Here is a 15,953-nt window from a genome sequence, read left to right on the forward strand (position 1 = left end):
ACATTTCATAAGCAAATAATTAACATTTCACAAGCCGTTTTACATTTAACTTATCCTATTTCATATTATACTAATAAATTAGAAGCTAAAATCAAAAAATGAAAGAACTAAATTTTTTACACAAAGATACATTCTCATATGAAGAATATAAACAAATGGTAAAAGAATACCACGAACAAGACAAAGTTTTAGATTGGTTTGATTATATTTATCAAAGTGCCAATGGTGATTTTTCTAAAGTTTTTTGGGCGGATTTGGAAGCAAGCCCTTTTTTAATTGAATGGTTAAAGAAAAAAATAGTTCAAAAATCAAATAAAAAAGCATGTGTTATTGGTTGTGGTGTGGGAGATGATGCCGAAGCTTTAAGTGATTTTGGTTTTGAAGTTACAGCCTTTGATATCTCACAAACTGCAATTGAACTTTGCAAAAATAGATACCCAAATTCAAATGTTAAATATGTAATTGCCGATTTATTTAATTACCCAAAAGAGTGGTTTGAATCTTTTGATGTAGTTTATGAGTGTAATACAATTCAAGTTTTACCAAATGAATATAGAAAAAAAGCAAGGGCTTCAATGAGCTCACTTCTTGCAAAAAATGGATATATTTTAGTTTCATGTAGAAGTAGAGAAGAAGGGGAAAAAGAAGATGAAATTCCAAAACCTCTTAGCAAATCTGAACTTGATGAATTTATCTCAATTGATAAACTAGAAGAACAAAGTTTCTTAGCCTATGATGATAAGCAAACTCCAAGTGTTCCTCACTACTTTGCTGTTTATAAAAAAAATATTTAATATCCTAAAGTAAGTATTTAAAAGATACAATAAGAGTTAAACACAAAAATTATTAAAATGAGAATATATACTTGAAAACATTAAATAAAACAGTATTTATATTGCTTGTAATAACTGCTCTTGCCTTATCAATTTTATTTTATAAATTAACTTTAATAAATAAAAGTAACAACCTAATAAACAATTTAGAAAATGCTATGACAACTACAAGATATCTTTTTGAAGAACAAAAAAGATATGCCTTATCTCTTTCGATAATTTTGGCTCAAGATAAAGAGTTAATTGACAGTTTTAAACAAAAAAATAGAGAAAAAAGCTTTGAAGTTGTAAATAGAAAAATCAAACTTCTTAAAAAACTACAAAACAGTCAAATTGATGTACAAATTCATAACAAAGATTTAAGCACCTATTTACGAAGTTGGAATCTATCCATAAAAGATATTCCCCTTGAAAGCTTTAGGCATGGTATTGTAAAAGCACACAAAGATAAAAAACCTATTGTATCTATAGAATTAGGAAAAAGATTAAATATAAAAGCAATCTCCCCTTTAGTTGAAAACAATAAAATAATTGGTTCAATTGAGGTAATTATTGGATTTGAGTATTTAGAACAAGAATTAAAAAAAGAGGGATTAGATACATATATTCTTTTGAAAAACAAATTTCTCAATATTGCAGACACTCTAAAAGAAAACACAAAAATAGGTCAATACACTTTAGTAAATGATAAAAATAAAGAGATAGAACCTTTAAAAAGTGAAGTTCTAAATCAGCTAAAAGATTATGGATATTTTACAAATGAAAATAAAGCATTTTCATATTTTTCTATTTATTCATTTAAAAGGGAAAGGCTAGGATATATAATAATCTCTTTAGCAAATAATGACTCTATAAAAATTTATAAATCATATGAAAAAAATAGATCAATCAAAAGTGAAGGAGTATTAATAGAATGAAAATACTTTTACTAGAAGATGATTATGACTACAAAAATAGTATAAAAGAGTATCTGGAAACATTAAACTATGATGTTGATGATTTTGATAACGGAGATGAAGCTTATGATGCAATCTTTGAAAAAAACTATCAACTACTAATTTTAGATATTAGAGTCCCTGGAATAAATGGCTATGAGATAGTAAAAGCTTTGAGAAAAGAGAATAATGATATTCCAGTTATATTTATAACATCACTAACTGATATAAACAATCTTAGTATGGGTTATGAGTTAGGGTGTAATGATTATATTAAAAAACCCTTTTCACCAAAAGAGTTAAAGTATCGTATAGAACAACTAATAAAAACATTTTATTTTAATACCAATGATAAAAAAATCAAGATAAAAGAAGATTTCTTTTATGATATTTTGAACAAACAACTTTTTAAAAATGAGCAAAAAATCAATTTTACTAAAAAAGAGGAAGATATAGTTTTTTTATTGATTAGTTGTAAGAACTCTTTTGTAAGTATAAATCAATTAAGAGAAGAGATTTGGGAAGGCAAGTATATGAATGAAGCTGATATTAGAGTATTTATTAAAAATATCAGAGATAAAACCTCAAAAGATTTTATTGAAACAAAAAGAGGGATAGGATATAAAATTGAAAGAACTGGTAAATAAAAACCACCTCATAAAACTATCTATTTCCTACGCTTTAGTTATAGTCATACTAATTTTTATACCTACATATTTTTATACAAAAAGTGAAATAAAAAACTATACACTCAATCAAGAAAATCTTGTAAAACAACATGGTTTAAATATACAAAGAGCTATATATGATTTTACAAATTCTAAAAACGATATTTTTTATTTTCCAAAATCTTTTAATATAAATGCATATATTTATAACATAGATAACAAAATCATTTATGCTTCCTCAAATAAAGAAATATCCCATGATAAGAGCTTTATTATAAAAAAATTTACACTAAATAAAAATAGATTAAATGCAAAAACACTTGTAATAAGTAAAAAATTAAATCTAAATGAGATATATCTAAAAATATCAATTTTAGTTTTGAGTATTGGATTATTTACTTTTATCAGTGCTTATTTAATACTAAAACAAACCGTTACTCCCTATAAAAAAGCTAATAAATACTTAGATAGATTTTTTAATGATGCAATGCATGAACTTAAAACTCCATTAGGAATATTACAATTAAATTTAGAATTATTAGAAGACAAATATGAAGATTCAAAGGAAGTAAAAAGATCACTTAATGCAGTAAAAAATTTACAATTAACCTATGAAGATATAGAATATCTTATGAAACAAAATATAGTTTCATATACAAAAGAAAACTTTGATTTTTCTATATTTTTAAAACAAAGAATCGATATATTTAAAGGTCTTGCCCATTCAAAAAATATTTCTATAAATGAAAATATTGATGATAATATAAATATTAATATAAATAGAATTGAACTTCAAAGAGTAATTGATAATACACTCTCAAATGCAATAAAGTATTCTAATGAATCTTCACAAATAAATATAACTCTAAGAAAAAATACTCAAAACCAAACACTTTTTAGTGTTGAAGATTTTGGCAAAGGGATAAAAGATACATCAAAAATATTCCATAGATACCATAGAGAAGAGACTATTCAAGGAGGCTTTGGAATTGGACTTAATATCGTCAAAAATATCTGTGATAAAAATCTTATACAAATAGATATAAAAACAAAACTAAATGTAGGAACAAACTTTACATACAAGTTTTCTTAATAAAATCTTAAATTAACTTTCTAAAAACCAACTTTTAATTTATATTCAATTGTTAATATTTTAAAAATTAAAAGGAGAAGAAAAAATGAAGTTTTTAATTTCAATACTACTTTTGGCAACAATCTCATTTGCAAATGAAATGCTTGCACCAAAAGATTATCCAACAGGTGAAGTTGGAAAACTTGTAAAATTAGGTGAGGATATTGTAAACAACACAGATACACACCCTCTAACAAAAGATTTTGTAGGAAATAAACTACAATGTAAAAGTTGTCACTTAAAAGGTCCTGATGGAAAAGTAGGTACTGGAAAAGGGATTTCTAGTTGGGTTGGTACAGCCGCACAATTTCCTGCTTGGTCAAAAAGAGAAAAAACAGTTCAATCTTTACAAGATAGATCAAATAACTGTTTTATGAGAAGTATGAATGGTAAAAGACTTATTGTAGATTCAAAAGCTAGTATGGCTATTGCAGCTTATATTACTTGGTTATCAGAAGGTACTCCTATTAAAATGAATGAAAAAGGTCCTTGGAGTACTCACAATACAAAACTATACCCAAAAGGTGTAAAACATTTTAAAGCAATTCAGAAAAAAGCAACACATGAAAACTATTTGGCTGGTAAAGATGTGTATGCAAAAAAATGTGCTTCATGTCATGGACAAAATGGAGAGGGTATAGCAGTATTTCCTCCACTATGGGGAAAAGATGCTAATGGTAACTGGTTAAGCTATAACACAGGTGCTGGTATGAGTAAATTAGATAAAGCTGCTTCATGGGTTAGATCTAATATGCCATTAGGACAAGGTGGAAGTTTAAGCGACCAAGAAGTGGCTGATGTTGTGTTATTTATGAATGCTCAAGAAAGAGCACCATTTGATCTTCAAAAAGCATTATTGCCAAAAGAAGAGATGGGATACTATAACTCAGCAGTTTTAGAAGAAAAACATACAGTAGAAAGCAACTTTAAATCTCTAGGACTTGATTTACAACAAATCAAAACTGGCAAATAATAAAATCTTTCAAGGGTGTTTATCCCTTGAAAGATACAATATTTTCTTCCAATATTTCCAAACTATATCTTAATCTTTTTAACTTAGTTAAATCTCTTAATTTTCTTTTAATGAACATATGTTAAATTTACATTATAGAAATAAGACAAAATTTGTCCTATTTAAAAAAGGAGTCGATATGAGCGACAATAGTCAAATAAAAGATTTATTAAAAAAAGAATATAAACTTGGATTTGAAACACTAATTGAAAGTGATACATTTCCAGTTGGATTAAATGAAAACGTAATAAAAGCTATATCAAAAAAGAAAAATGAACCTGAATGGTTATTAGAGTTTAGATTAAAAGCATATAAAAGATGGCAAAAAATGGAAGAGCCTAATTGGGCAAATTTAAGATATCCACAAATTGACTATCAAAACATATCATATTTTTCTGCTCCAAAGAAAAACTTAGATAGTTTAGATGAAGTTGATCCGGAAATTTTAAAAACATATGAAAAACTTGGTATTCCACTTGAAGAGCAAAAAATGCTTGCAGGTGTGGCAGTTGATGCAGTATTTGACTCTGTTTCAGTTAAAACAACATTTCAAGAAGAGTTAGAAAAACTTGGAATTATATTTTGTTCTATTAGTGAAGCAGCACAAAATCACCCTGATATTTTAAAAAAATATTTAGCTTCAGTTGTAAGTGCAGGAGACAATTATTTTGCAGCATTAAATAGTGCAGTTTTTACAGATGGAAGTTTTGTTTATATTCCACCAAATACTAGATGTCCAATGGAATTATCAACATATTTTAGAATAAATGCTTTAAATACTGGGCAGTTTGAAAGAACACTAATTATTTGTGATGAAGGTTCATATGTATCATACAATGAAGGTTGTTCAGCTCCTCAAAGGGACGAAAGACAACTTCACGCAGCAGTTGTTGAACTAGTTGCACTAGATAATGCACATATTAAATATTCAACAATTCAAAACTGGTATCCAGGTGATGATGAGGGTAAAGGTGGTATTTTAAATTTTGTTACAAAAAGAGGTTTATGCGCTGGAGTTAATTCAAAAATTTCATGGACACAAGTTGAAACGGGTTCATTAGTAACTTGGAAATATCCATCTTGTGTTTTAAAGGGTAAAAATTCTGTTGGAGAATTTTATTCAGTTGCAATTTCATCTCATGCCCAACAAGCAGATACAGGAACTAAAATGATTCACTTAGGTGAAAATACAAAATCAACAATTATTTCAAAAGGTATCTCTGCTATGAAAGGTGTAAATGCATACAGAGGATTAGTAAGGGTTGGTAAAAAAGCTAAAAATGCAAGAAATATCTCAGAGTGTGATTCACTTTTGATTGGTAATACTTGTAAAGCACATACTTATCCATACCATGAGATTAAAAACCCAAGTGCAAAAATAGAACATGAAGCTACTACATCAAAAATTTCTGATGAGCAATTGTTTTATTTACAACAAAGAGGTATTGATGAAGAAGATGCAATTGCAATGATTGTAAATGGATTTTGTAAAGAAGTGTTAAAAGAACTTCCAATGGAATTTGCAGCAGAAGCTAAAGAGTTATTAAGTATCTCTTTAGAGGGAAGCGTTGGTTAAAAAAAGGAGAATGTATTATGTTAAAAATTGATAATTTAAAAGTAAATATAGATAATAAAGAGATTTTAAAAGGTTTAGATTTAGAGATAAATCCAGGTGAAGTTCATGTTCTTATGGGACAAAATGGTGCAGGTAAATCTACACTTGTAAAAACACTAAGTGATCATTATGATTGTGAAGTTATTGATGGGAAAATAGTTTACAAAGATAAAGATTTGATGGAACTAGATGTTAGTGAGAGAGCTAAAGAAGGGATTTTCTTAAGTTTTCAAAACCCTGTTGAAGTTCCTGGAGTAAACAATAGCTATTTTTTAAAAACAGCAGTAAATGAAAAAAGAAAACATGATGGTTTAGAAGAACTTGATGCAATGGATTTTCTAAAACTTACAAAAGAAGAGCTTGGAAAGTTTGATATTGATAGAAAACTTTTACAAAGAGATTTAAATGATGGATTTTCTGGTGGAGAGAAAAAAAGAAATGAATTAATGCAATTACTTCTTTTAAAACCAGATTTAATTATGCTTGATGAGATTGACTCAGGACTTGACGTTGATGCAGTTAAAACAGTTGCAAATGTTGTAAATGATTTATTAAAAGACAAATCAAAGTCACTTTTAATGATTACACACTATGACAAACTATTATCTGCAATTAAACCTGATTTTGTACATATCATGCACAATGGAAAAATAGTAAAAACAGGTGACTATAACCTTGCCCTTGAATTAGATGCAAAAGGTTATGAAGCAATAGGAATAAAAGATGAAGTTAATTAATTTGAAAAACGAAGAACTTTTAATTGATAAAGATACGATTGAACCCCTTGTAATTTCATATGATTTGAAAAAAGAGAGTCATAATAAAATTAGAATAAAACTAAAAAAAGGTGTAAAAGCATCAATTATTGAAATATTTTCTGGTGGTAATTCAATTGGAGAATATGAAAGAGATTTAGTAATTGAAGATGGTGCAAAATTAGAGTACTTAAAATACCAAACCCTAGAGAAAAAAAGTGTAGTTGATTTTAACTATAAAATCAATTTAGGAAATGAAAGTAAAATTAATATGTTTAATTTAGAGTTTGGTGAAGGTTCAACAAAAAGTACATATGAAACACCACTTGATAATGAAAATGCAATTTTTAATGTAAATGGTTTAGTTAAAATTTACAATGATAGTGATTCTAAATCAATTTTTAGAACAATACATAATGCACCAAATGCATTAAGTGATATTGCATATAAACATCTACTAAATGACAAAGTAAAAGCAACATTTGATGCAAAATCAATTGTAAATGAAAAAGCTTTAAACTCTAAAGTTTATCAAAATTCAGAAACTTTACTTTTAAGTGAAGATGCTGTAATTTTTGCACAGCCACATTTAGAGATTAATATTGATGAACTTGAAGCATCCCATGGAGCTACAACAGGAAGTTTAGATGAAGAGCAATTGTTTTATTTACAAGCTAGAGGTATATCAAAGGAAGAAGCAAAACATATTTTATTAAAAGCTGTTGAGAATAAAATTTACGATAAAATTGAAGATATAAAGATAAAAGAGTTTATAAAAAATCAAAAAAAGGCTTAGTTATGTTTAAAAAAGATTTTCCATTTTTTGCTAACTCTCAAACAGTATATTTAGATAATGGAGCAACTACACAAAAGCCAAAAAGTGTAATTAACTCTCAAATTGAATATTATGAAAAGTATTGTGCCAATACTCACAGAAGTTCTTTTGGTGACGCAAATAAAGCTACTACTAAATATGAAGAGAGTAGAAAAATTTTAAAAGAGTTTATAAATGCTTCATCAAAAGAAGAGATTATATTTACAAAAGGTGTTACTGAATCAATAAACTTTATTGCAAGTTCCTATGCTAAAAAATTTAAAACAGTTATTATCTCTAGTTTAGAACATCACTCAAATATTGTTCCATGGCATATGCAAGGAAGAACATTAGGTGCAGGATTAGAAGTTGTAAATTGTGATGAAAATTTAGGTTTTGATTTTGCTCATTTTGAAGAGTTGTTAAAAAACAACCCTAAATCATTTGTATCAGTTACTCATATTTCAAATGCTTTTGGAATAATTCATGATATTAGAAGAATCATTGAACTAGCACATAAATATGAAAGTGTAGTGTTAATAGATGGGGCACAAAGTTTAACACATACCCATATTGATGTTCAAGTTTTAGATGTAGATTTTTTTGCAATATCAGGACATAAATCATTTGGACCAACAGGAGTTGGTGCTTTATATATAAAAGAAAAATATTTAGAAGAGTTTGACCCTTATCAAACAGGTGGTGCTACAATTGATAAAGTTGATTATGCTGGTTCTACACTTTTACCAAGTCCTTATAAATTTGAGGCGGGAACTCAAAATATTGCTGGAGTTATTGGTTTTGGTGAAGCATTAAAATTTATCAGTCATGTAGGATATGCGAATATAAAAACTATAGAAAAAGATGTATATCAATACTTAGATTTAAAATTAAGTGAACTTCCTAACATAATCTTTTATAACAAGATTGAGAATTCAATTGCAAGTAGGAGTTTTAATTTTAAGAATATTTCCCATGATGATATAGGAATATTACTTGATAAAATGAATATAGCAGTAAGAGTTGGTCACCATTGTGCACAACCTATTATGAATAAACTTGGAATAAAAGGGACAATTAGAGTTTCCCTTGCATTTTATAATGATTATAAAGATGTAGACAGATTAATTGAAAGTTTGAAAAAAGCTTTAAGTATGTTAGAGTAAAGGATAATATTTATGAGTATTGAAGAAAAAGTTGAAAGTATAAAAGAAGATTTAGATTTTTTTGAGGATGAACTACAAAAATATGAATATATTATAGACCTAGGGAAAAAACTAGAACCCCTTGAAGATGAATATAAAACCCCTTCAAATATAGTTCATGGTTGTACCTCTCAAGTATGGTTGGTATGTGAAGAAAGAGATGGAAAACTATATTTTAAAGGTACTTCAGATGCAATTATTGTAAAAGGACTTATCTATATAATTTTAGAGATATTTTCAGGACTTGAAAAACAAACTTTAAAAGAAGTTGATATGGATATAGTTTATGAATTAGGTCTTAGTGAAGTTATTACACCAAATAGACAAAGTGGTGTAATTGGTATGATAAAAAAAATAAAAGAGTATGCAAACTCTTAAATTTAAGAGGACTTAAAATGTTAAATGAAGAATTAGAAAAAAAATTAAAAGCAGAATTAGAAAAAAGATATAGAAATATTTATGACCCAGAGATTCCTGCAAATATTTATGATTTAGGATTAATTTATAGTGTTACATTTGAAGAAAATGGAAACTATTTATACGCAAATGTAGAGATGACTCTTACTTCTCCTGCTTGCCCTGTAGCTGAATCACTTGTTGACCAAGTTAGATATGCAACTTCTGGTGTACCAGAAATTGATGAAGCATATGTAAAACTTACCTTTGATCCACCATGGGAGCCAAGTATGATGAGTGATGATGCAAAAGAGGTTATGGGAGCAAGTGGAGCAGCGATTTTTTAAAAAATAAATAATCATAAATTTAATATACACTTTTAGGAAAATATTGATATAGTTCCATAATGAAGAAAAAAGAACTTTTTATAATTATATATACTATAACAATACTCCTATCAGTTATGTATGCAACTCAACCCTTACAACCACTTTTATCAAAAGAGTTTGATGTATCTATTGTAAAAGCATCATCTTTTACAGCTGTAATAATGCTTTTTTTAGCAATATCACCTATTTTTTATGGATATATCTTAGAATCAGTTAAAATAAAAACCGTTCTTATGATTGCTTCTTCAATACTTTTAATTACAAATCTAATTTTAGGTTTTGTAAATAACTATGAACTTTTTTTAACCATTAGAACTATTGAAGCAATTGTTATTCCTGCTATATTAACTGGATGTATGGCAATACTTGCAAAGGATAAAAAAAATACGAAAGTAAATATGTCAATTTATGTTGCAGCAACTGTTTTTGGTGGTTTAGTAGGAAGAGTATTTTCAGGGTTTATTGCTGAAGAGTTTGGTTGGCGAATAGTTTTCTTTTCCTTATCTCTAGCTTTATTACTTGGTCTTTATTTTATTAAATCACTAAACTTTGATGATGATGCTAATTTAGTTAAACCAAAACTTCAAGATATTACAAATATTTTAAAAGATAAAAGATTTGTAATAATCTATTTACAAATGTTTATTATATTTTTTGTTTTTGCAGGACTTTTAAATATCCTTCCTTTTAGGGTAAAAGAGCTTGACCCAAATGTTAGTGAAACACAAGTAGGACTTTTATATCTAGGTTATGGAATGGGTATATTAATATCTTTATTTATCCATAAAATTGTTAACTTTTTCAAAAAAGAATTACGTGCTATTATGGCTGGGATAGTTTTATTTCTAGTTTCAACAAGTTTATTTATTTCAACAAATCCCATACTTTTATTCTCTTTAGTTTTTGTATTTTGTATAGGAATGTTTACTATTCATACTTTATCAACTAGAATAGCAAACTCCTTAAAAGCTTCACAAAAAGCCTTAACCTCGGGAATGTATCTAAGCTTTTACTATTTAGGAGGAGCTGTTGGTTCTATCATTCCTTCTATAGTCTATGCAGAATTAGGATGGAACTTTACAATTTATATGTTTTTAGTATTATTAGCTTTTGCATTTTTATTTGTATTTTTAAATAGAAATAAATTTGAAGCATTTAACTAAAACTACATATTCTTATTTAATTTTATAAAAAACTTTGCTCCATTTTCAGTATTTTCAACATATAAACTTCCACCTAAACTTTCATTAATAATCTTATAACTCATATATAGTCCCAATCCTGTACCTAAAGATTGGTTTTTTGTTGTAAAGTATGGTTCAAAAATTTTACAAATTATATCTTCAGGAATTCCCCCTGCATTGTCTTCTATTGAAATAATTACATCCTTTTCTTTTTCTAAAAGGTCAACTTTAATCCATGGGTTTTTTACACTATTTTCTAAAAGTGCATCTTTTGCATTATTTAAAATATTTATTATAACTTGAGGTAACTCTCCAATAATCAAACTCATACTAATAGGTTTAATCTCATCTATATTTAGTATTAAATCAATCCCTTTACTATGTAAAGTTCCACTTACAATCTTACTTACTTCTTTTATTTTATCTTGTAAAACAATATTTTCTATCCCTTTATCATTTTTTAAAAAATCTCTAAAAGTATTAATAGTTTCTGATAGATATTGAGTTTGATCATTAATCATTAATAGGTCTTTTATCAAATCTTTATCTGATACATCTATATTCATCTCTTTTTTTAGTATTACACTTGTTGAGGCACTACTAATCACACTTAGTGGCTGTCTCCATTGGTGAGCAATATTACCAATCATTTCACCCATTGCAGCTAATTTAGATTGCTCTAACATCAGTTTTTGTTGAGATTCAAAATCTTTTTTACTACTAATATCTTCTCTAATTGATATAAAGCCAATAAGTTTTTTATTTATATTGTATTCAGGAGTTATAATTGCATTTACCCAATAATAACTTCCATCTTTTGCTAAGTTTTTCATCTCCCCTTGCCAGTTTTCTTCATTTTTCAACTTATCCCACATATCTTGGAAAACTGATTTTGGCATTTCAGGATGTCTTACTATATTATGAGAGCTTCCAATTAACTCATCTCTTGTATAACCAGATAGCTTACAAAAAGCATCACTTACATCAGTTATAATACCGTGTAAATCTGTTCTTGAATAAATTACATGGTCACTAATAGTTTTCTCTTTATTTTTTAAATTAAAGTTTAACATCTTTAAATCATCTATAGTAATAACATATTTATAAAATATTTTAATTATAATAAAAGATAAAATTAAAGAAAACAATAGTGTTATTAACGCAACTGTAATCTCTTTTTTAAATTCTACAGCACTAATTGCATCTAAGTGGGATTTTTTTAATTGAAGAATTAAATAAAGTCCAGATTTAATATCAACATCTAATTTTTTTGAAACAAAATAGTTACTTCTAAAAGTATCTTCCCTAAAAATTTCTTCATAATATAAAGGAAATTCTTCTTTAATATTAAAGTTTGAACTATTGTATTTACTCCAAGCTTTTGTTTTATCATAGTGATATAAGGTCTCACCTTTTTTATTTACTAAAATCACATCATAAAAAGGTGTATTAGTAAATTTAGTTAAAAATTCACTCATAGAATAATCTATTACTAATATCCCTGCAAAACTAGCATCGTTTTTAACTGGTAAAATAATTCTTATAATAGGTTTGTAAGGTAATATGGGTTTGCAATTTTTCATTTTTAAATCTAATTCAGAAAACCAAACAACTTCATATGGTTTATTTTTTGATTCTTTAAAATAGTATCTACTTGATTTTCTTTCTAATTTTGAATCAGCAAACGCTTTTGAATTAAATTCTGTTTTACTTACTTTTATTTTTTCAAAGCCATTTTTATTTATGTATCTTATTTGAGCAATAGCTTTTTTAGAATTTAAATAGGAAATAAATAGTTGCTCTATTATCTCTTTATTTTCAACTTTCCCTTTTATATATTCATCTAAATATTTAAACTTTCTTATAGAAAAAAGTATATTTTCTGTTTCTTGTTGAACATTTTTTTTAAACTCTAACTCTTTGCCTCTCATCTTTTTGAAAGCATCATCCAATGCTATTTTTGTAAAGCTATCTTTAAAATAAATATCTTTTACATAAAAATTAGTAACCACTAATAAAATGGAAAAAAATATAAAAATTAAAAATAATTCAATAGCTTTTTTCATCTTTAACACCCCATTAAAAAATTATTTTGTTTATTTTTTCTACAATTTTGATTTTAATTTTGACATAATACATTAAAAAAAATTAAAACAATGAATATATATTCATAATTTAAGATTTTTCTTATAGATTCCCTTATTTGTGACCATTGAGTGACATTTTTAATGAAAATTAGATAATTTTAAATTATAAAATACTTGATAATATTTACTTATAATATCAAAAAGTTATTACTAGGCCATCTTAGTTATTAATAATTATTTATTGGATTTTTAATCATCTTAAAATTAATTTATTATTTAGATTTTTTCAGTATTATGAGCATTCATTTATTTTGAAAAGGTTAGAGATGGACGTGACTACAAAGGTAAATTCAAAAATCATTTTTTTATGTTTTTTAATTGCAACAACTGCCACACTAGGAAGTTTATTTTTTAGTGAAGTAATGCAGTTTATTCCTTGCAATATGTGTTGGTATCAAAGAATTTTTATGTACCCACTTGTTTTTATTTTTTTAATCAATTTATTATACCCAGATGACAAAGTATTTAAATACGCTTTTACTTTGGTTTTTATAGGTTTACTTATCTCTATTTACCATAACCTTTTAATGTTTGGTATAATTCCAGAGTCTGCTGTTCCTTGTGCTAATGGAGTACCTTGTTCAACAGAATATATAAACTGGCTTGGTTTTATAACTATTCCATTTTTATCTATGGTATCTTATTTAGCAATATTTATATTACTAATATCAATGAAAAAATAACTTGGAGAATATATGCAAAATAAAAATATAGTTTTTATTTCAATAGCAATTTTAATAATTGCTTTTTTTGGAGGAGCATACTTTTATAAAAATGCTCAGTCGGAAGAGAGTGTAGCTTTAGCAAAAGAGCAAGCTTTATTGTTTCAAAGGCCATACTCATATGTAATTGGGAAAGAAGATGCAAAGGTTCAATTAGTTGAATTCTTTGACCCAGCGTGTGGAACTTGTGCACAATTTCACCATCTAACAAAAACCTTATTAACAAAATATAAAGGGGATATTAAATTAGTACTTAGATATGCACCATTTCATAAAAATTCCCATTATGCTGTAAAAATGCTTGAAGGTGCAAGAGAGCAAGGTAAATTTATGGAAACATTAGAGTTTATGTTTGCAACTCAAAGACAATGGATTAAACATCATGAAGTTCAAGCTAATGTACTTTGGAGTTTACTTCCAAATGTAAAAGATTTAGATATGGAAAAACTTAGCGAATTTATGAATAGTTCAAAAGGTGATGAAATAATAAAACAAGACTTAGCAGATGCTGAAAAATTAGGGGTTAATAAGACACCTGGATATATTGTAAATGGTAAACCTTTACAAAATTTTGGCTTTGAACCACTAAAAGAACTAATAGAATCAGAATTATAAAACAAAAAAATCATATAATACCATCAAAGGTATTATATGAAAAAACAAATTGGAATTTTAGCACACATCTCATCATTACCAAATGATTATGATATTGGAACATTAGGGCGTGAAAGTTATCGATTTATTGATATCCTTTCAAAAAACAATATAAATATTTGGCAAATTTTACCAATCAATCCAACTGAAAAAGACCATTCACCATACTCTTCGGTTTGCTCATTTGCAGGAAACTTATCTTTTATTGATTTTGAGGAGTTCCTTGAAAATAATCTTATTTCAAAAGAGGAACTAGATAATCTAAAAAGAAAAGATGATACTAGTTTTGAAAGTGAAGAGAGTTTAGAATATAAAAAATCACTTTTAAGAAAAATATTTACAAAAACAACCTTAGATGAAGATTTTCAAAACTTTACAGAAAAAAACAAATTTTGGTTAGAAGATTATGCCTTATTTTTAAGTCTGCAAGAAAAACTTAATGAAAAACTTTTTTACAATTGGCCAACAGATATTGCAAAAAAAGAGCTTTGTAATCCTATAATAAAAGAGTTATTAGAAGAAGAAAATGAATTAAACTATCATAAATTTACCCAGTATATATTTTTCAAACAATATATGAAACTAAAAAACTATGCTAATAGCAAAGGGGTAAAAATATTTGGGGATCTTCCAATTTATGTATCTAAAAATAGCTCTGATGTTTGGGGAGACCAAGATATTTTTCTTTTAGATTCAGATATGCAACCAAAACTAAAAGCTGGTGTACCACCTGATTATTTTAGTGAAGATGGTCAAGCGTGGGGGAATCCTGTTTATGATTGGGAAAACAATAAAACAAATGTACTTTCATGGTGGATTCAAAGGATTAAATATAGTTTAGAACTATTTGATTTAGTTAGAATTGATCACTTTAGAGGACTTGAAAGTTTTTGGGTAATCCCTAAAGATGATGAAACAGCAATTAATGGTTGGTGGGAAAAATGTTATGGGGATGAATTATTTCAAAAGCTAAAAGAAGAACTTGGCGAAGATTTACCAATCATTGCTGAAGACTTAGGAGAGATTACACCTGAAGTAATTGCCCTAAGGGATAAGTATAAACTTCCTGGAATGAAAATCTTAGCCTTTGCCTATGATGGAAATGAAAACAATCCATATTTGCCTAAAAACTGTGAAGAAAACTCTATTTCATATATTGGAACCCATGATAATAATACTTTAATTGGTTGGAAAAATGAGATTTTAAATAGAGATGATAAAGAGGAAATAAATAGAATATTATCAGCTTTAAATATCAACTCTATGGATGAGTTTGAAAATGCCCTTATTAATACTTTAATAGAGACTAAATCAAAGATTTCTATTATATCAATACAAGATATTTTATTACATGATGAAAACTATAGAATGAATATACCAGGTGTTGCGCAAGGAAATTGGACTTACAGAATGAATATGGATGAACTAAATGAGGATATGATAAAAATAAAAAGGGAAAAGATATAAACTTTTCCCTTTTTGAAGAAGACTA

The 15,953-nt window shown here is 26.9% G+C and carries 16 protein-coding genes; 15 read left to right on the forward strand and 1 reads right to left on the reverse strand.

Annotation, left to right across the window (positions count from 1 at the left end; translation table 11 throughout):
* Positions 1 to 98 precede the first annotated feature (98 nt).
* From FDK22_RS01690 to FDK22_RS01745, 12 genes are all read left to right on the forward strand, one after another.
* Positions 99 to 794 carry a class I SAM-dependent methyltransferase gene (locus FDK22_RS01690; RefSeq protein WP_138151119.1) on the forward strand — a complete coding sequence of 232 codons (696 nt, stop codon included), beginning with the start codon at positions 99 to 101 and terminating at the stop codon, positions 792 to 794.
* A 71-nt stretch (positions 795 to 865) separates the two neighbouring features.
* Positions 866 to 1,750 carry a cache domain-containing protein gene (locus tag FDK22_RS01695; RefSeq protein ID WP_138151121.1) on the forward strand — a complete coding sequence of 295 codons (885 nt, stop codon included), beginning with the start codon at positions 866 to 868 and terminating at the stop codon, positions 1,748 to 1,750.
* Positions 1,747 to 2,415: a response regulator transcription factor gene (locus tag FDK22_RS01700; protein WP_138151123.1), complete on the forward strand. Its 669-nt coding sequence runs from the start codon at positions 1,747 to 1,749 to the stop codon at positions 2,413 to 2,415. The genes FDK22_RS01695 and FDK22_RS01700 overlap by 4 nt, the downstream gene beginning before the upstream one ends.
* Positions 2,396 to 3,529: a sensor histidine kinase gene (locus tag FDK22_RS01705; protein WP_138151125.1), complete on the forward strand. Its 1,134-nt coding sequence runs from the start codon at positions 2,396 to 2,398 to the stop codon at positions 3,527 to 3,529. Before FDK22_RS01700 ends, FDK22_RS01705 begins: the two co-directional genes overlap by 20 nt.
* Before the next feature lie 85 nt (positions 3,530 to 3,614).
* Positions 3,615 to 4,541 (forward strand): c-type cytochrome, encoded by a 927-nt coding sequence (locus tag FDK22_RS01710; RefSeq protein WP_138151127.1) that lies wholly within the window; start codon positions 3,615 to 3,617, stop codon positions 4,539 to 4,541.
* A gap of 178 nt (positions 4,542 to 4,719) precedes the next feature.
* On the forward strand, positions 4,720 to 6,156 hold the full coding sequence (gene sufB / locus FDK22_RS01715) for a Fe-S cluster assembly protein SufB (protein ID WP_138151129.1): 1,437 nt from the start codon (positions 4,720 to 4,722) through the stop codon (positions 6,154 to 6,156).
* Positions 6,157 to 6,173: 17 nt separating this feature from the next.
* Positions 6,174 to 6,932: a Fe-S cluster assembly ATPase SufC gene (gene sufC, locus FDK22_RS01720; protein WP_138151131.1), complete on the forward strand. Its 759-nt coding sequence runs from the start codon at positions 6,174 to 6,176 to the stop codon at positions 6,930 to 6,932.
* On the forward strand, positions 6,919 to 7,746 hold the full coding sequence (locus FDK22_RS01725; RefSeq protein WP_138151133.1) for a SufB/SufD family protein: 828 nt from the start codon (positions 6,919 to 6,921) through the stop codon (positions 7,744 to 7,746). Before sufC ends, FDK22_RS01725 begins: the two co-directional genes overlap by 14 nt.
* Positions 7,747 to 7,748: 2 nt before the next feature.
* A complete protein-coding gene (locus FDK22_RS01730; protein WP_138151135.1) occupies positions 7,749 to 8,930 on the forward strand; it encodes an aminotransferase class V-fold PLP-dependent enzyme in 1,182 nt (393 codons plus the stop codon).
* 12 nt (positions 8,931 to 8,942) lie between these two features.
* The gene (locus FDK22_RS01735; RefSeq protein WP_138151137.1) at positions 8,943 to 9,347 is read left to right on the forward strand and encodes a SufE family protein; all 405 of its coding nucleotides are present in this window, start codon (positions 8,943 to 8,945) and stop codon (positions 9,345 to 9,347) included.
* A gap of 17 nt (positions 9,348 to 9,364) precedes the next feature.
* Complete coding sequence (locus FDK22_RS01740) at positions 9,365 to 9,712, forward strand: metal-sulfur cluster assembly factor (protein ID WP_138151139.1); 348 nt, start codon at positions 9,365 to 9,367, stop codon at positions 9,710 to 9,712.
* A gap of 59 nt (positions 9,713 to 9,771) precedes the next feature.
* Positions 9,772 to 10,917: an MFS transporter gene (locus FDK22_RS01745; RefSeq protein ID WP_138151141.1), complete on the forward strand. Its 1,146-nt coding sequence runs from the start codon at positions 9,772 to 9,774 to the stop codon at positions 10,915 to 10,917.
* Between the two features lie 2 nt (positions 10,918 to 10,919).
* Here the strand turns inward: FDK22_RS01745 and FDK22_RS01750 are convergent, their stop codons facing one another.
* Entirely contained in the window at positions 10,920 to 13,004 is a 2,085-nt protein-coding gene (locus FDK22_RS01750) for a PAS domain S-box protein (protein ID WP_138151143.1), read from the reverse strand.
* 347 nt (positions 13,005 to 13,351) lie between these two features.
* Between FDK22_RS01750 and FDK22_RS01755 the strand changes: the two genes are divergently transcribed.
* The 3 genes from FDK22_RS01755 to malQ are packed head-to-tail and all read left to right on the forward strand — an operon-like array spanning position 13,352 to position 15,928.
* Positions 13,352 to 13,768, forward strand: a complete 417-nt coding sequence (locus tag FDK22_RS01755; RefSeq protein WP_138151145.1) for a disulfide oxidoreductase — start codon at positions 13,352 to 13,354, stop codon at positions 13,766 to 13,768.
* Positions 13,769 to 13,780: 12 nt separating this feature from the next.
* A complete protein-coding gene (locus tag FDK22_RS01760; RefSeq protein WP_138151147.1) occupies positions 13,781 to 14,422 on the forward strand; it encodes a DsbA family protein in 642 nt (213 codons plus the stop codon).
* A gap of 36 nt (positions 14,423 to 14,458) precedes the next feature.
* Positions 14,459 to 15,928, forward strand: coding sequence for a 4-alpha-glucanotransferase (gene malQ, locus FDK22_RS01765; protein WP_138151149.1), 1,470 nt, complete (start codon positions 14,459 to 14,461; stop codon positions 15,926 to 15,928).
* Positions 15,929 to 15,953 lie beyond the last annotated feature (25 nt).

This window comes from Arcobacter arenosus (genome assembly GCF_005771535.1).
GTDB lineage: Bacteria > Campylobacterota > Campylobacteria > Campylobacterales > Arcobacteraceae > Halarcobacter > Halarcobacter arenosus.

Coding starts and splice junctions, on each gene's coding strand:
- FDK22_RS01745 (WP_138151141.1), top strand. CDS start 9,772: ATGAAGAAAAAAGAACTTTTTATAATTATATATACTATAACAATACTC.
- FDK22_RS01710 (WP_138151127.1), top strand. CDS start 3,615: ATGAAGTTTTTAATTTCAATACTACTTTTGGCAACAATCTCATTTGCA.
- FDK22_RS01735 (WP_138151137.1), top strand. CDS start 8,943: ATGAGTATTGAAGAAAAAGTTGAAAGTATAAAAGAAGATTTAGATTTT.
- FDK22_RS01755 (WP_138151145.1), top strand. CDS start 13,352: ATGGACGTGACTACAAAGGTAAATTCAAAAATCATTTTTTTATGTTTT.
- FDK22_RS01690 (WP_138151119.1), top strand. CDS start 99: ATGAAAGAACTAAATTTTTTACACAAAGATACATTCTCATATGAAGAA.
- sufB (WP_138151129.1), top strand. CDS start 4,720: ATGAGCGACAATAGTCAAATAAAAGATTTATTAAAAAAAGAATATAAA.
- FDK22_RS01700 (WP_138151123.1), top strand. CDS start 1,747: ATGAAAATACTTTTACTAGAAGATGATTATGACTACAAAAATAGTATA.
- FDK22_RS01760 (WP_138151147.1), top strand. CDS start 13,781: ATGCAAAATAAAAATATAGTTTTTATTTCAATAGCAATTTTAATAATT.
- malQ (WP_138151149.1), top strand. CDS start 14,459: ATGAAAAAACAAATTGGAATTTTAGCACACATCTCATCATTACCAAAT.
- FDK22_RS01750 (WP_138151143.1), bottom strand. CDS start 13,004: ATGAAAAAAGCTATTGAATTATTTTTAATTTTTATATTTTTTTCCATT.
- FDK22_RS01730 (WP_138151135.1), top strand. CDS start 7,749: ATGTTTAAAAAAGATTTTCCATTTTTTGCTAACTCTCAAACAGTATAT.
- FDK22_RS01725 (WP_138151133.1), top strand. CDS start 6,919: ATGAAGTTAATTAATTTGAAAAACGAAGAACTTTTAATTGATAAAGAT.
- FDK22_RS01740 (WP_138151139.1), top strand. CDS start 9,365: ATGTTAAATGAAGAATTAGAAAAAAAATTAAAAGCAGAATTAGAAAAA.
- sufC (WP_138151131.1), top strand. CDS start 6,174: ATGTTAAAAATTGATAATTTAAAAGTAAATATAGATAATAAAGAGATT.